This window comes from Calidifontibacillus erzurumensis, from assembly GCF_013303125.1.
GTDB classification, from domain to species: Bacteria; Bacillota; Bacilli; order Bacillales; family Bacillaceae_J; genus Calidifontibacillus; species Calidifontibacillus erzurumensis.
This window is the reverse complement of the sequence record NZ_JABTTE010000021.1, coordinates 38,059-52,079: the sequence shown is the minus strand read 5'-3', so window position 1 is coordinate 52,079 and position 14,021 is coordinate 38,059. Positions and strand designations below refer to the sequence as shown.

Genomic DNA, 14,021 nt, shown 5'->3' with positions numbered 1-14,021 from the left:
GTCCTTTTATTTATAAATAAATAGCATATTTTGTATCTCAAAGCGATCGTTTACTTTAATAAGTTCAGGAAGCTCTTGAACATCCAATGTTTTCCCTTTCAATTGCTCTAACACTTTGTCTAATAAATGCTGTGACCCCTCTTCTTCAACATGATGTCCGGCAGAAAGCGGACTTCTTTGGTGACAAAGAAGAATAAAATCATAAAACTGCCTTTTCTCTAACCAAGGGTGATGTTCTGCATTCAATTGATTTATCCACGTCTGTAATGTCCACTCCTTTTCCCCTTCAAAATCCGTCAGCATCCGTACCATCATTTCACCATATAAAGCTCGAATTTGTTTTGCATACTGTTCTTGTGCCTCTTCATCTAGGATTTCCGCAAATCTTGTACTCGTTCCACTCTGTTCTTCCTCTGACCATGATTGAGGGGCAAATATTGATAACAAGGACCACGTTTGTTTCTTTTCTAATGTAAGAAATGGAGCGACAATCCCCTTCATCGACTCTAAAGGAAGAGGTGTACTAATAATTGTTGATGTAATATCTTGATCAAAATTAAATTGATCCACCCCTACATAATAAAGAGCTTCTTCCGCTGCTTCTAGCGCATGTTTTTTTAGTAGTAATCCTTGATTGAATAAATCACGATGTTGACTATGGACAAGACTTAATTCTTTTTCAATTTGTAGAAGTAAATCATAGGCATCCTTTTCCTGACGTTCCGTTTGATAATACAGCATCTGTTTCGTTTCTTTTACAAATTGTTGTAGCTCTTGAAATTCTTCATTTTCGAGTTGAAGACGGTAGTTCCGATCTTCTATGACTTGTAAAAAGCGATTTTGTGTTTCTAAAGAAATAATATTTCGCTTAATTTCATGCTCCAATTGCAACATCCGATCAGAAATCGTTTCGACATCCATACGCATTTCATTAATTTGGCGTAACGCTCCTGAAAACTCTCCCTTTTCTAGCAACTTTCTCAACATCAACTGATGAATCGATAACTGGAATTCTTGAAAATATTCTTTTGTCGCAAACACTAATTCCAATCCATCATCATCAAGGGCATAAAATTGACGGTTCGTTTTCGCATCAAAATCTGTTGCTTTTATGTAAGAAAAAATGATTTCATCTTCATGCCCCGTTTCCCAATTATAAAAGGTGACAATTCTCTTCTTCCCTGTACCTGGTCGAAAGGTAGTCAAGATTAAACGTGCCATATCCTCCCACTGTTTCTCATCAAGCTTGTATACAGACTCCGTTACATGTTGTAAAAATTGAGCTAATTCTTTAATACCTGTTTTTCTTTCTCGCATCAATTTCATTTCGAAAAAAAACAGTAATGTAAAGAGGCCAAGGCTTTTTATATCGATGACTTTACCATTCCCATCGGTACGGCTTTTCCTTGCTAACTCTTCAAGAGGTTCAAATAGTTGAATCCTTCTAAAACGCTCTTTATAGTCTTTTGTTATGATTGGCTTAAGGGAGTGTTCCAATCGCTGTCCCTCCAAATTTCCCTTAACTCTTTTGAGGAAAGTACCTCTTGTGGTAAGTATTGGTTATTTTTTAATATTTCTAACATTTTCGCTTCTATTTTTTCATTTAAATAAGCAAAGAACGCTTTGTTTGCTTCTTGATTTGGATTTTGTTTCTTTTTCATTGGGATCGCTTGTTTCGTTAAAGCTGCTTCATAAAAAGGGATGGCTGGTATGACTTCAATTTTTTCACTAAGTAAATGCCATATCTTAATCCCTTCCCAATCAATATCGCCAAAATAATAAATTGTGTGATGACCAGATAGTGGCAGCTGTCTTGAAAAATGTTCAATACTTTTCGTAATTTTATACCCTTGACCATAAATTAGAGTAGTAAAGGGGGTATAAATGAGTTCACTTAACAATCCATCAAAAGTTGTTTTATTTTCAACTATAAGGTGGTAATGATGTTGTTTGTTAATCACTGTAGGATTTAATGCAAAACTAAGAGGATCATGAACAGGAATGATTTTTAGTTCATCCCAAATTTGCAAGTGTTCTAACAGCTTATCCCCACCCTTTTCTTGTATCCATTTTTCATCACCTACTAATTCCAAACTCCTTTCTGGTGCTGGTGCTTCCTCTTCCGGAAAACCATTTTGTTGTAGATATTGACTAATTTTCTCAATATACGGTAAATCTTCATTCCATTCTTTTGGTGATAAGTGAAAGTAAGAATCTAATTGAAGCGCTGAATGTAAGTGAAGGCGCGTTCTTTCAATTTCTTGATGAAGCTCTTGACGAAGTTTCCCTTTCTGAATTCTGTATTTATAAAAGAGTGAAGGTTCTTTCCCATTTTGTCCTGCACTAGCCACACGGATTATTATTCCTTCATTTTCAAGCTGCTGAATTTCTTTTGCAAATTCTAGGTAACTTGTCGTTGATGAACGTGATTCTAGTTGGTCCAATGTTATAAAAGTATGAGAATATGTAAAAAGTTGTTCTCTAAGCATAATCATCCCCTCCGATTTTTCCTTCTAATGTCCACAAGAATGGACACAATCTGCTAGTAGATAAAACCTTGGTATCCACCAGCAACCGGGTTATGATCCTTCTCTTTCTCACTATCTATCATATCGTATTATGAAACTCGGTTCAGTAATTAATTGCGCCAAGAGACCGGGTTTTCTAGCTTTTGCAATAGCTACAAAATAAAAAGAAATTGACCCCTTCACCAAAGGTTAGGATCTATTTTTTGATGCACTGTATAATAAACAAAAATTAAGAAAAAGATACGGTTAATCGTAATTTTCTCGGTCACAAACGACTAGAGCCGATAGCGATTAGAATCATTCAGTAGAGCTATACATCATTAAAATTGTAATCTAATTAATCCCTCTTAATTGCAAAATTGTTTCCTTTTAAAAACAAATAGAGATATTTGAAATTTTAAAAAGAGGTTATTATTTTAGTAATATACTTTTTGGAGTGTTTTGTAAATGGAATTAAATAGTATGTTCAGGGAGTAGTTTTAAACACCCCTTTTACGCTCTTCCCCCTTTCCGATGATGTCTAGTCGTCCCTTCTCCAATTATTAATTTCAAATCATCCCACACTCTAGTCTAATATGTTCTTGTTGTTTTACACATTCATTTGGATTAACCCCAGAATTTTGGACAATTACACACTTAATCTCTCATTTTCTCAATTTTTCATTTTTAATCTATCAACAAATATAAAACTTAATAGATATCTAAGAGTGGGGTTCTATTTAACATGCCCGAAAAATGAACATGAAGTACCTGTATATTATGACAAGATAACATCTTCAAAGCGCTTTTAAATTTTAGTCCTGACGATATTAGTTTTAAACTTTCCCCCCAAATTTTTTACCAATAAAATGTGTCGTAAATGTAAACAGAAATCGAAAGAATTGTATATTTTTCTCACTTTATGTAAAAATTTGTATTTTATTTGATATAATGAAAGAGTCAAGCCCAAGCCTCAGACAACTAGCCCAAAAATTTATTACTTCCCCATAGATTTACTTAAAAAAATAGTAGTCATTATATAGATAACGATGGAAAGGAGTAGAACGACTATGAACGCACTAAAAAACAGGTGTATTTTAGCAATTTTAATTTTACTAGTTTTATATAGTGGATTAGGAAATATGAGTGCTAACGTTTACGCTAATGACTCCGATGATTTGAAACATACCTTATACCCTGAACGTAGTGATTGGTATCCTATCAATACAAACGTTGCCAATGTTTCTCATTACATATACAACGATATCAATAAAAATGGCGAATACGATACGGAAGATCAGCCAATTGTAAATATTGCTGTTAAAATGACAAGACCTGATCATTCTTATATTATTCGGAGATCTAATCTCAACGGTTTTGTAAACTTTACAAATTCAATGAACGCCTCACCAGTTGACGTTAGTGAACCTGGTGAGTATACATTCGAAGTCATCCCACCTCCAGGCTGGGAAATAACAAGCAATAACGCTGTACAAAAAATTAAATATAAAGAAGCACCAGGCACTCGTCCTGGTATCATTGCTGACAAAGTTCCAACTCCAACTGGAATAAGTCCAATTCGAAAAATTAACGGCAAAATAGCAACTATAGGAGAAAATGGTTCTATTACAAACGTAGACCCGAAAAATATCAAAGTGACAGCTATTTCTCCTTCAGGGAAGGAACATGTTATTGCCTTAAATGAAGATGGTAGTTTTTCTGTAACTGGAGATGAAGGAATTTGGGAAATAAGAGTCAAATCGTTATCAAATGATGAAGTTTATCAAAGAAAAGTTAAATTAGGCCATGTGCCAGTTCAAATGTCTACAATTGTTTTAGGAAATATCAATGAAAATAAAGCTGCACCAAAAAATACCAAGGTTGTTACTTTTGAGGACATCACAAAATCCGAAATACAAAAAGTCCCAAATGGTGTTGCTGGTTTAAAATGGACGAACTTAATCATTACAGACAATAAACTCTATAGCGGTGAAGGCTATATTAACAATACTATTTCCGGTCGATATGTTGCCTACAACACGTCAGGATATCCAGTAACAATTTCAGATGATAAAGGATTTAATTTCCATGGAGCTTATTTTGGCGTTGCTTGGTTTAATGAGGCAGAAGGAGAAATTTTGAAAATACGAGCTTGGAAAGGTGATAAGCTAATAGCAGAAGATCAATTCAAACTTTCAGCCCTTGGACCAAAATGGTTTGATGCAAATTATTATGGCATCACGAAATTAGAATTAGAAACAGAACATTACTGGCAATTTGTGGTTGATGATATTATGGTTAGCCATTAATCTTTCACTAAATAAAATATACTTTGTTTATCTTCCCCACCTAAATTTAGTGTAAATTGGGTGGGGTATTTTTCTGTCCCATTGATGTTTGCATTTTTTAGAAACATAGCGTTTGTGTTCTGCCCTTAACTTGTGAGTTTTACTATGTTTTTCTCTTTTCCCCAAAGTTTCTCCATAGGTGAAACAATTATTCCACTCTATGAGTAAAGAAAAACCAAAGGCCTAAGGACTTTGATGTAGAGACCATAGGCACTAAAATAACAAAAATGAGGGAATATTATTCCCTCATTTTTATTGGTCACTTCTTCCCAATGTGAATACGAATATTGTATGCAACATTGGATTAGTAAGACCATGTCTTGCGTTTAATTGATCAACATATTGATTTTCCTTTTATTCATGAAAAAGTTCGTCCATAGTATAGTGATGAATCAGCCACTTTTTTGTCCATTTTCAATAAATTTGTTCCTTTATCCATGTTCCACCACGAATGGTTACGTCCCCATTTCATCCATTTAAAACAAACTTGTTTGTCCCCCGTATTTTTTCAACGAACCCACTTTGTTTCGGTTTGGACTTAAATCGTCCATTGATCATGAACAATCCCAACTAGCCGCCATATGTCGCCATCTTGTTCAAAAACAAGGCGCAAGCTCTTCCAATCCATTCCATTATATTGCTTGTCAAACCCGGTAAAATGAAACTCCACAAACACTCCATTGGGATATACTTCATGAATATTTTCCAGCGTATTTCCTTTCCCAATCACAATGTTGTTTCCAATCATATGCGGATTGGCAAAATCCACGTCATAAACAAACTTCTGAAAATAATCGCCAAACGTCATCATGATAGGCTCCCCAGACCCGTCAAACGTACCAAATTGATACATGCGGCTGCTTTCCATAAGTGAAGGGAGCTCGTCTTTTGCAAACACGATATCGCTGGATGGATCGACATGGCCATACGGACTGAAGCGCACCCCTTTGTCCGGATGGGCATACATCGCAAGCCGGTCCATATCCTTCGCCTTCAGCGCCTCAACAATCGCCAATGCAGCGGACAACACCTTTTTATCGTTTATTGTTTGCCACTCTGCCGCTTTTTTGGCCAATTCTTCGTTCTCCTGTTTCAGCCGATCAATAACCTGCGCTTGTTCTTGTATTTGCTTGTTTAGTTTGTCTAGATGCGCTTTGTCGTTCGCCTCGCTCGTGCAACCAGAAACTAGCAATAAAAAAACCAACCCAAATACCGATGTCTTTTTCATCATCTAGTCCCTCCTTTTTTCTTTATATACCACTTTATACATGCCTGATTATTCGGTAACCAAGTAGTGTTTCAAGCGTATCAGCAGCCTTTCTATAGGATGGCCCTGATATAGCCAATTCAAGCGCGGCTTCCTCCACCATTGGACTAAGGCCCCCTACTCCTTCAAATTCCAATGACCGATCAAGAAGATGGACATATTCCCCTTTTTCTTGGTCTTGATAGTAATTTCGTTCCAAGTGAATATCCCCAAAAAGGCTCTTGATGGTAATTGTAAGCTTTTCTTTGAGACGATAGCGCTTTTTATCACGTTCAAGGAGTAACCCTCTTTTTATGGAATTTGCTTTAATCAACTACCGCGCTTGGTGGCCACTTCATTTCGTGATTGATCTATTGCTCTCTCACCAAATGAAGGGGTTCAATTTTGCCCACAATAATTTTACTCATACTACCTAATTGTTTTTAAAGGAGCCTTCCAATCATTTAAATAGCTAACCAATCTGCGTAATTCTTTTGACCTCTGAAAAAAATTCATCTGCTTTATTGATACAATCTTTGCTTTCTAGTTCATCTATTTTTGCAATATTATAATCTGGTATCCATTTTTTTGTTTAACATATCTAAATGTATTTAAATAGCTTTGTGATATTATACCATTATTTACTAAAGTTATTCATTTATTCTCTAAAACACTTGGCTCCCAGTCAGAAAAAGCATTTTTTCTTTTTCAAATAATGCTTTTAATGAATGCATCATTGAATAATAAGACCTATTAACAGACTGATTATACAACTGTTCTTCATGTAAGGTTTGAGCAGCCTTCAAGTCTTCAACAGCTGATTGTATTTCCATTATAATTTACTACTGGTTTAATTAGTTTTTTTCTAATTGTAGTGTTTGTACAACTACGTTTTATTCATGTTAAATATTCAATAAAAAAGACCAAATCCTTTATACTTTGGATAAGGTCGTTAAGTAAGTGTATAAATAAATGATCAAGTATATATTAACCTCGTATGTCATAAAATGACCCGAAATGAGGGAATTGTTCACACAATTCGGGGCAAAATGGGAAGTTTATTATTGGAGTTACACTTTTAATTCAAGCTTAGCCACCGCTTCACAGTGCAACGAGCGGGGTGGATTGATGTCTTTTACATTGTCGGTAGTCGGAAACAAGTCAAAGGCACTTTTTGCACTATCGGTAGGCGGGAACACGTCATCTATATCCACATATTTGAAACAGATTATATTCTATCCCTAGCTCGAATTTGTCAATGAGCCTGCTAACTCAAAATATTACAGTAACTCAACCCCTTAACGGGGATGTTTATCTTTTATTCTTTTTTCTTCTACTACCCATTCTTTTTCGAACAATTCTTTATATTTATACGTGCCACCACTCGCATGTTTTCTCAAATAACCGACTTCAAACAATCCATCCCAACATACATGTATATGTTCATAATTATGATAATTAAACTCATTGGTACATATCGGTAGAGCTACTTTCTCATCATTTACTTTCATTAGATGGTATGGATATTGGTGCTCTAAAACAACATTGTTCTGCTGGATTTTCTTCGAATTTTTACTCCAGCACATCAACAAAAATTGTACGCTATTAAACCTAAATATGTATGAAAGTTGTAAATCAGGGAACTCCTCTTTTTCTACATTTTCATTAAGAAAAATCTGCCCTGTTTCATAATCGATATTTCTTATTGTACTATTTGAATAAAACAAAGGATTTTTGCACCAACGTAATTTCAAATTTCCAAACATGGCTTCATGCATAGGAGAGACATTAATCGCTAATCCACATAGTACTGTCACATTTTCCTTCGGAGCATTATCACATGGATTCATAATGTAATGCAGTATTTCCTTATCAAAAAAAGAGCAATCTTCTTTATGAGACCGGCTATCATTAAATGCATATTTTAATAGCATTTTCTGAATCATCACATAGTCATATTCTATCTCAACCGTATCGTCTTCATTATATCTTCTCGTAAAATATTGGCTAATAAATTCTTTTGCATAGCTATCAATATAGGCAATTTTATTATTATTGCAATCAGCACATACATCTTTAACCATTGGGTCTGCTTCGTGTATTACGCTTCTGGCATCATCAAATGTTAAAAAGCATTCTGGAAATAAATCTAGAACCGCACTTGAAATTATATGTTCTTTAGTTCCTTTCGCTTCTTTCCCACAATATGCACATTTCATATATTACCCCCCTCATATTACACATAGAGATAAAATCTCGTTTGAATCAAAGCTCGATTACGTAATATTTACGACCGTCACTTAAGTCCTGCCAGATAAAATCATATCTACTTGTTAATGCAATGCTATCTTTATTTTTTCCTACACCTGTTGGCTTAAAAATACAACCGTAAACAGAATATTCTTCTCTAAAAAACCTATATATACCTTCATTGTTGCGCCCTTCATAAAAAGGTCTATCCGAAACAAGAGCAACAGCAGCTGTTCTAGTAAATCCTCGGTTCTTAAGCTCCTCCATAAATTTAATATCCTTCACGAATGAATACATCTGTTCTGGATACTGGCCATTTAATGGGCACTTAAGTTCAATTGCATACTTCTCCGATTTATCTTCATTAAATATAGTGATATCTATTTCTTTTTTTATAGTTTTATTGTCTGGTGTGAAGTATGATACATTTCTTTCAAATTGAATACGATAATCCGGAAGCTTTTCACGTAGGAATATCCCCAGCTCATGCTGGAGGCTAAACTCATTATAAATTTCAATACTCTTAGACTGCACAAACAAGAAAAAGTCATCTACTAATTGCCTTAAATTAAGCAAAGCATCCACCCCATCCACCCTTATATAATTTATAATTCTTTATTACTTTTCATAATAGTTTTACTATATCCTCAAACCTTCTGATACCTCTGTTGATTAGATGAAGTCTTTTCAATAGCCTTTATATTACCTTCCATTTTATTTACGTAGTTTAAAAATAAAGTCCCAAGCAGAAGTCGATCCTTTCTGGGTATTCTATTCCATACATAACCCTTGAACAGGTCTTTAACAAGAAAGACTTCACCTGCATTCAAGTTTTCAGTTTCCTTAATAGCTTCTTCTAGTAGCTCATTAACATCACCCATGTTGTCATCTCCTTATCAATAACAATATCAACAACATTGTTAATAAGATTATATACCTTTTACCAATTCCAGTCAATAAGAAGAAAACCACCAAGCAAGAGAATATATCCCCTGAATGGTGGTCATTTATGAAGGCTATGTTTATACATCTACTTCTACACCAGATTTAAATTCAATAGTTAGTTTACCATCATAGACCGTTATTTTCTCTATAAGTCTCCTTACTAGTTGCTCGTCATACTTCTCAAGGAGTGTGGATTGTTCATTTAGGAATTTTTCCATATCTTCTAGCCTTTGCTTGGAGCCTTTTTTGCCAGCTTCTTCTGCTAAAGCCTTATGCCTTTCCTCTCTGAGCCTGTAAATCTCATCAGCAATGTCGTTATAATCCTCTTTGGAATTGGCCAGTCTCAAAAGGTCTTTTTGTAATTCCTCTAGCTTTTTATCTATCTCGGCAACAATATTATTGTCCGTTTCACTTATCACTGTTTCTATATTTTCCTTTAAGATAGTTAAAAAGCCATCCTTTTGCCCTATTAGTTTATTAATTGCCTCCACCGTAGCAAGGCCTATCATATCCTCCAGCACGGTTCGGGAATGACAAGTTAACCCTGTATTCTCAAGTCTACTGACGCATCTCCAAACAATCGATTTTTTACCTCGGTTATTCCAATGAACTCTACGGTATATTTCGCCACACTCTCCACAGAAGATAATTTGTGAAAATACATGATTTGAACTAAAGTTTCTTTTCTTTCCGCTAGTACTTATATGTCCTCTACTTCTACGAACTAACTCTTCTTGTACCTGCATGAAAATTTCACGCGGGATAATGGCTTCATGGTTATTCTCTACATAATACTGAGGTACGATTCCGTTATTCACAACCCTCTTTTTTGTAAGAAAATCTACCGTATAAGTTTTTTGGAGCAATGCATCACCAATGTATTTTTCATTGCTTAATATTTTCCTTATAGTACTGGTATGCCACCTTTTTTTCCCCGCTCCCGTAAGTATGCCATCAGCTTCAAGTCCTTTTTTGATTTTATCCATACTTGAGCCTTCAAGATACTCTCGGTAAATCCTTTTAACTATTTCAGCTTCCTCCGGCACAATTACTAATCGCTTATTTTCATCCTTGGTATATCCTAAAAACCTAGAACAATTGACCATTACCTCTCCCTGTTGGTATCGGTATTGATAGCCAAGCTTTACATTCTGGCTTAATGACTGGCTCTCTTGTTGCGCTAAGGATGCCATAATGGTAAGCATAATTTCACCTTTGGCATCCAATGTATTGATATTTTCTTTCTCAAAATATACCGCAACGTTTTTATCTTTAAGTTTTCTGATGTATTGTAGACAGTCCAAGGTATTTCTAGCAAATCGGCTTATTGATTTGGTAATAATCATATCAATTTTCCCAGCCATGCACTCGTCAATCATTCGATTAAATTCATCGCGATTTTTTGTATTTGTACCGCTGATGCCATCATCAGCAAAGATCCCTGCAAATTCCCACTCTGAATTCTTCTTGATAAACTCTGTATAGTGTTCAATCTGCTCTTCGTAACTACTAGCCTGCTCATCACTATCTGTAGAAACTCTGCAATAAGCAGCGACCCGAAGTTTTGGTGTTTCATCTTCTTTTCGATTGTTGCCTACACGTTTTATTGCAGGTATAATCATTACATTTTTACTAACTGCCATCTTGCTGCACCTCACTTTCTATTAAGCTGTATACAAATTCGGCTTGTGTAAAAGGATTTGTATAATTCTGAATTACTTGTCCTATGGAAAACTTCTTATAAATAGTAGGTTTATTGGATCGGTTACACTTAGTTAGACAAAACTTATAAGGGGTAGTACAATAAACAGACTAAACAAAAAGGAGAGCCAAAATGAAACGCCAACGTCGAACTTATACAGAAGAATTCAAACTTCAAATGGTCAAGCTCTATGAAAATGGTAAATCACGTGCAGATATTGCTCGAGAATATGAACTCACACCTTCAGCATTAGACCGTTGGATAAAAAATCACAAAGAAACGGGCTCATTTAAAGCTGAAGATAATCGCTCTTCAGCAGAAAACGAACTGATTCAGTTGCGTAAAGAAAACCAACGACTACGAATGGAGAACGATATTTTAAAGCAAGCCGCGCTGATCATGGGACGAAAATAGATGTGATTCGTAACAAGCTCACAAATATTCGGTATCAGCAATGTGTGACGTCCTACAAATTCCAAGAAGTACCTATTATCACCACATTAAAAAACGTGAAGATCATGAAAGACAAGCAGAAGAAGCAGATTTACAAGAACGAATTTTTAAGATTTTTAAGCAAAGTCGCAACAACTATGGTACACGTAAAATTAAAAAAGAATTAGAAAACCAAGAAAAGATCGTTTCAAGACGCCGGATTGGTCGAATCATGAAGCAGCTAAATCTTGTCTCCAATTATACAGTTGCTTATTACAAGCCGCATAAAAAACAAAGCAATGAAGCAAAAATCGCCAATGTCCTCAATCGAGAATTTCAACAAGAAAAGAAACTATCTGTCCTTGTTAGTGATTTAACATACGTACGTGTCGGAAAAAAGTGGAACTATGTATGTTTATTTGTCGACCTTTTCAATCGAGAAATTGTAGGGGCAAGCGCAGGTCCAAACAAAGATGCCAACCTAGTTTATCAAGCACTAATTAGAATTTCTGCTTGTGGGTCGGTTGTTATGCAATCATTTATTTGTAGGGATGCCCTTTGTATCACCTTGTTTTCTTTTGTTGTAAGAGAATTACAAAACATATTTTCGAAAGCAGTTGCTGTACATAACTCTTTTGCACTTGAAATCCGTGGAAAAACTCCCGCTGCATTTGTTTGACAGAAATATGTAATATTCAAAGGTGAAAACAAAACATCTTTATCAAGAACTATCACTACCCAGCTCGATCCAGGAAATTTATACTCTCTAAATGTGTAGAATAGCTTATAGTTTGGAAAAGAAATCGAACAACTTGTACAATCAAGTTTTGAATCAAAACGCTGCTCATCATTATGGACCGAAGGTATTTTCATTTTTTGCTGCATACTTACAGGAATTAGTCCGTTTTCAAGTATACTAGTTAAGTTATCTATACGAGTAAAATGCACTAAATACTCAATTTTTCTGCGTGTAACTATTTCCATAATTTTATCTGTTTGTTCCCTTTTTATAGATAGTAGTGTTTCCCTTTTTGGGAAAAAATCTTCCATAATAGAATTTAAGTCAAAAATATTATCCCAAGAATCGGCGTATTCAGTCATATTTTCATTTGTAATATCTTGTTGCTTTAACTTGTTCCGTTTCCTTTTATCAATTTCTAAATGTATAAATTCAGCTATTTTAGTATCATTCACAGAAATAAAGTTTTCAAAAACATCAGGATATACAAACTTCTTATCTCCCTGTGAAAAGCTAACAACTAGATAATTTTCATCACACTGTTTAATTATGCCTTCTCCGAAAACATTATGATAAACCGAAACCCCTCTCAAATTCATCTTAGCACCCCCAGAATACTTATAAAATCATGCGGTTATCCAACCCGACAACACAACCTCAAAAACGTCCAAGAAAACATCTAAATCGACCACTCGCGAAGGCTGACATCTAACCTGACCACTTAACTATCAAATATGGCCTTTATGGACTTGTCCCCGCAAAGCGAAAATTTCTCGTTTTAGCTTAATGGGTTTCATACCCATATGTGCTAAAACCCTTGATATATAAGGCTTTTTCATTCACTTACTCATTTACCCTTGACATCAACACCACGCACTCAACGTGGCTTGAGCCGCTCGGATTAATGTCTTGGGCTGATTTTTTGCACCTTACGTTTACGGGAACATGTCAATGGATCTTTGGCATTTTTCTCGAAAACGGACGTTCATGGAAACATGCAATGCTCATTAATGTCTCAGTGCATTTCATTTCTTTTTTTTCCAGTTAATCAGAAACAGAATACCTATTATAAATAACGGCCCCGCAATAATTAAACTCCATGATATAGCAAGATACCACTGTAATCCCGAATTTACAATATTGAATATCACAATTCCATTATATAAAAGGCCAGCCTCAAAATAACCAACTGCGCCAACGATCTCCTTCTTCCAAGCTATGACTAGCAAGACGGCCATAATAATAGATGGGATATTGTGCATAAGTAATCCTAGCATAATTTTTCCTGCGCTCATTCCCGGCTCAAACACATCAAGCGAAAACAACGCTAGAAAAAAATGAACAAAATCGATATAACTCTCGGTGTCCAGTACAGTATTTTTCCCATTTTGGTCCGCCCCTCTCATATGTCAATTCCAAAACCGCAGGCTCATCTTCAATGTTTTCATTGGGTTAAATCTGCTTGGCAATTTCTAACCCTGTTTCTGAGTTCGCCAATGGGTAACTATTTAAAATTTGCCCCTTTTTGTTCAAATAAAGGGACATTCGCACAAATCATGATCCTGATGATGCAGGATGACATACTTAGTTTTTTCCAGATGTACAATGCTTAAGACATTTTCCCAACACATCTGTAAAATCCAGGACTGAGCCTGGATCAATCAAAACAGCTTCTTCATCAACCAGAAGATAAGGATTACAGTATAAACCATCCTGCTGTCCCTTGCCCCCTACCCAGTAGATATTTTTGGCGATTTCAACAACTCTTGCGTTACTCATTGTCTCACTATACTTCTTCCTATTCACACTCATTCATACACCGTACACAATTCCTTCCGGCAGCCTTAGCCTC

13 protein-coding genes and 1 pseudogene are annotated in these 14,021 nt (G+C 35.4%); 2 read left to right on the top strand and 12 right to left on the bottom strand.

Annotation, left to right across the window (positions count from 1 at the left end):
• Positions 1-6: 6 nt before the first annotated feature.
• Positions 7-1,497 (bottom strand): replicative DNA helicase, encoded by a 1,491-nt coding sequence (locus HR057_RS13605; protein ID WP_173731985.1) that lies wholly within the window; start codon positions 1,495-1,497, stop codon positions 7-9.
• Positions 1,470-2,489 carry a Wadjet anti-phage system protein JetD domain-containing protein gene (locus tag HR057_RS13600; protein WP_173731984.1) on the bottom strand — a complete coding sequence of 340 codons (1,020 nt, stop codon included), beginning with the start codon at positions 2,487-2,489 and terminating at the stop codon, positions 1,470-1,472. Before HR057_RS13600 ends, HR057_RS13605 begins: the two co-directional genes overlap by 28 nt.
• Positions 2,490-3,577: 1,088 nt before the next feature.
• Here HR057_RS13600 and HR057_RS13595 point away from each other — a divergent pair.
• Complete coding sequence (locus HR057_RS13595) at positions 3,578-4,816, top strand: hypothetical protein (RefSeq protein ID WP_173731983.1); 1,239 nt, start codon at positions 3,578-3,580, stop codon at positions 4,814-4,816.
• Positions 4,817-5,393: 577 nt separating this feature from the next.
• Here HR057_RS13595 and HR057_RS13590 read toward each other — a convergent pair.
• The 7 genes from HR057_RS13590 to HR057_RS13560 form a co-directional block, all read right to left on the bottom strand.
• Positions 5,394-6,083 carry a SlyX family protein gene (locus HR057_RS13590; protein ID WP_230474456.1) on the bottom strand — a complete coding sequence of 230 codons (690 nt, stop codon included), beginning with the start codon at positions 6,081-6,083 and terminating at the stop codon, positions 5,394-5,396.
• A gap of 34 nt (positions 6,084-6,117) precedes the next feature.
• The gene (locus tag HR057_RS13585; RefSeq protein WP_173731981.1) at positions 6,118-6,435 is read right to left on the bottom strand and encodes a UPF0236 family transposase-like protein; all 318 of its coding nucleotides are present in this window, start codon (positions 6,433-6,435) and stop codon (positions 6,118-6,120) included.
• Between the two features lie 331 nt (positions 6,436-6,766).
• Entirely contained in the window at positions 6,767-6,934 is a 168-nt protein-coding gene (locus tag HR057_RS17415; protein WP_173731980.1) for a HEPN domain-containing protein, read from the bottom strand.
• A gap of 465 nt (positions 6,935-7,399) precedes the next feature.
• Entirely contained in the window at positions 7,400-8,320 is a 921-nt protein-coding gene (locus HR057_RS13575; protein WP_019155095.1) for a hypothetical protein, read from the bottom strand.
• 46 nt (positions 8,321-8,366) lie between these two features.
• The gene (locus HR057_RS13570) at positions 8,367-8,936 is read right to left on the bottom strand and encodes a hypothetical protein (RefSeq protein ID WP_019155096.1); all 570 of its coding nucleotides are present in this window, start codon (positions 8,934-8,936) and stop codon (positions 8,367-8,369) included.
• A 62-nt stretch (positions 8,937-8,998) separates the two neighbouring features.
• The gene (locus HR057_RS13565) at positions 8,999-9,232 is read right to left on the bottom strand and encodes a single-stranded DNA-binding protein (RefSeq protein WP_019155097.1); all 234 of its coding nucleotides are present in this window, start codon (positions 9,230-9,232) and stop codon (positions 8,999-9,001) included.
• Positions 9,233-9,373: 141 nt separating this feature from the next.
• Positions 9,374-10,939 carry a recombinase family protein gene (locus HR057_RS13560; RefSeq protein ID WP_173731979.1) on the bottom strand — a complete coding sequence of 522 codons (1,566 nt, stop codon included), beginning with the start codon at positions 10,937-10,939 and terminating at the stop codon, positions 9,374-9,376.
• Positions 10,940-11,130: 191 nt separating this feature from the next.
• Between HR057_RS13560 and HR057_RS17150 the strand changes: the two are divergent.
• Positions 11,131-11,938, top strand: a pseudogene (locus HR057_RS17150) (IS3 family transposase); the annotation flags it as partial.
• Here HR057_RS17150 and HR057_RS17145 read toward each other — a convergent pair.
• From HR057_RS17145 to HR057_RS13540, 3 genes are all read right to left on the bottom strand, one after another.
• Positions 11,920-12,315: a DarT ssDNA thymidine ADP-ribosyltransferase family protein gene (locus HR057_RS17145; RefSeq protein ID WP_230474457.1), complete on the bottom strand. Its 396-nt coding sequence runs from the start codon at positions 12,313-12,315 to the stop codon at positions 11,920-11,922. The pseudogene HR057_RS17150 and the gene HR057_RS17145 sit on opposite strands and share 19 nt — an antisense overlap.
• Before the next feature lie 879 nt (positions 12,316-13,194).
• Positions 13,195-13,575: a DUF7670 domain-containing protein gene (locus tag HR057_RS13545; RefSeq protein WP_173731976.1), complete on the bottom strand. Its 381-nt coding sequence runs from the start codon at positions 13,573-13,575 to the stop codon at positions 13,195-13,197.
• Positions 13,576-13,753: 178 nt separating this feature from the next.
• The gene (locus HR057_RS13540; protein WP_173731975.1) at positions 13,754-13,948 is read right to left on the bottom strand and encodes a hypothetical protein; all 195 of its coding nucleotides are present in this window, start codon (positions 13,946-13,948) and stop codon (positions 13,754-13,756) included.
• Between the last annotated feature and the right edge of the window lie 73 nt (positions 13,949-14,021).

What these genes read in the sequence shown, in the direction of transcription:
- HR057_RS17145 (WP_230474457.1), bottom strand. Translation starts at nt 12,315, where the DNA reads ATGCAGCAAAAAATGAAAATACCTTCGGTCCATAATGATGAGCAGCGT.
- HR057_RS13600 (WP_173731984.1), bottom strand. Translation starts at nt 2,489, where the DNA reads ATGCTTAGAGAACAACTTTTTACATATTCTCATACTTTTATAACATTG.
- HR057_RS13595 (WP_173731983.1), top strand. Translation starts at nt 3,578, where the DNA reads ATGAACGCACTAAAAAACAGGTGTATTTTAGCAATTTTAATTTTACTA.
- HR057_RS13590 (WP_230474456.1), bottom strand. Translation starts at nt 6,083, where the DNA reads ATGAAAAAGACATCGGTATTTGGGTTGGTTTTTTTATTGCTAGTTTCT.
- HR057_RS13560 (WP_173731979.1), bottom strand. Translation starts at nt 10,939, where the DNA reads ATGGCAGTTAGTAAAAATGTAATGATTATACCTGCAATAAAACGTGTA.
- HR057_RS13540 (WP_173731975.1), bottom strand. Translation starts at nt 13,948, where the DNA reads ATGAGTAACGCAAGAGTTGTTGAAATCGCCAAAAATATCTACTGGGTA.
- HR057_RS13565 (WP_019155097.1), bottom strand. Translation starts at nt 9,232, where the DNA reads ATGGGTGATGTTAATGAGCTACTAGAAGAAGCTATTAAGGAAACTGAA.
- HR057_RS13545 (WP_173731976.1), bottom strand. Translation starts at nt 13,575, where the DNA reads ATGAGAGGGGCGGACCAAAATGGGAAAAATACTGTACTGGACACCGAG.
- HR057_RS17415 (WP_173731980.1), bottom strand. Translation starts at nt 6,934, where the DNA reads ATGGAAATACAATCAGCTGTTGAAGACTTGAAGGCTGCTCAAACCTTA.
- HR057_RS13575 (WP_019155095.1), bottom strand. Translation starts at nt 8,320, where the DNA reads ATGAAATGTGCATATTGTGGGAAAGAAGCGAAAGGAACTAAAGAACAT.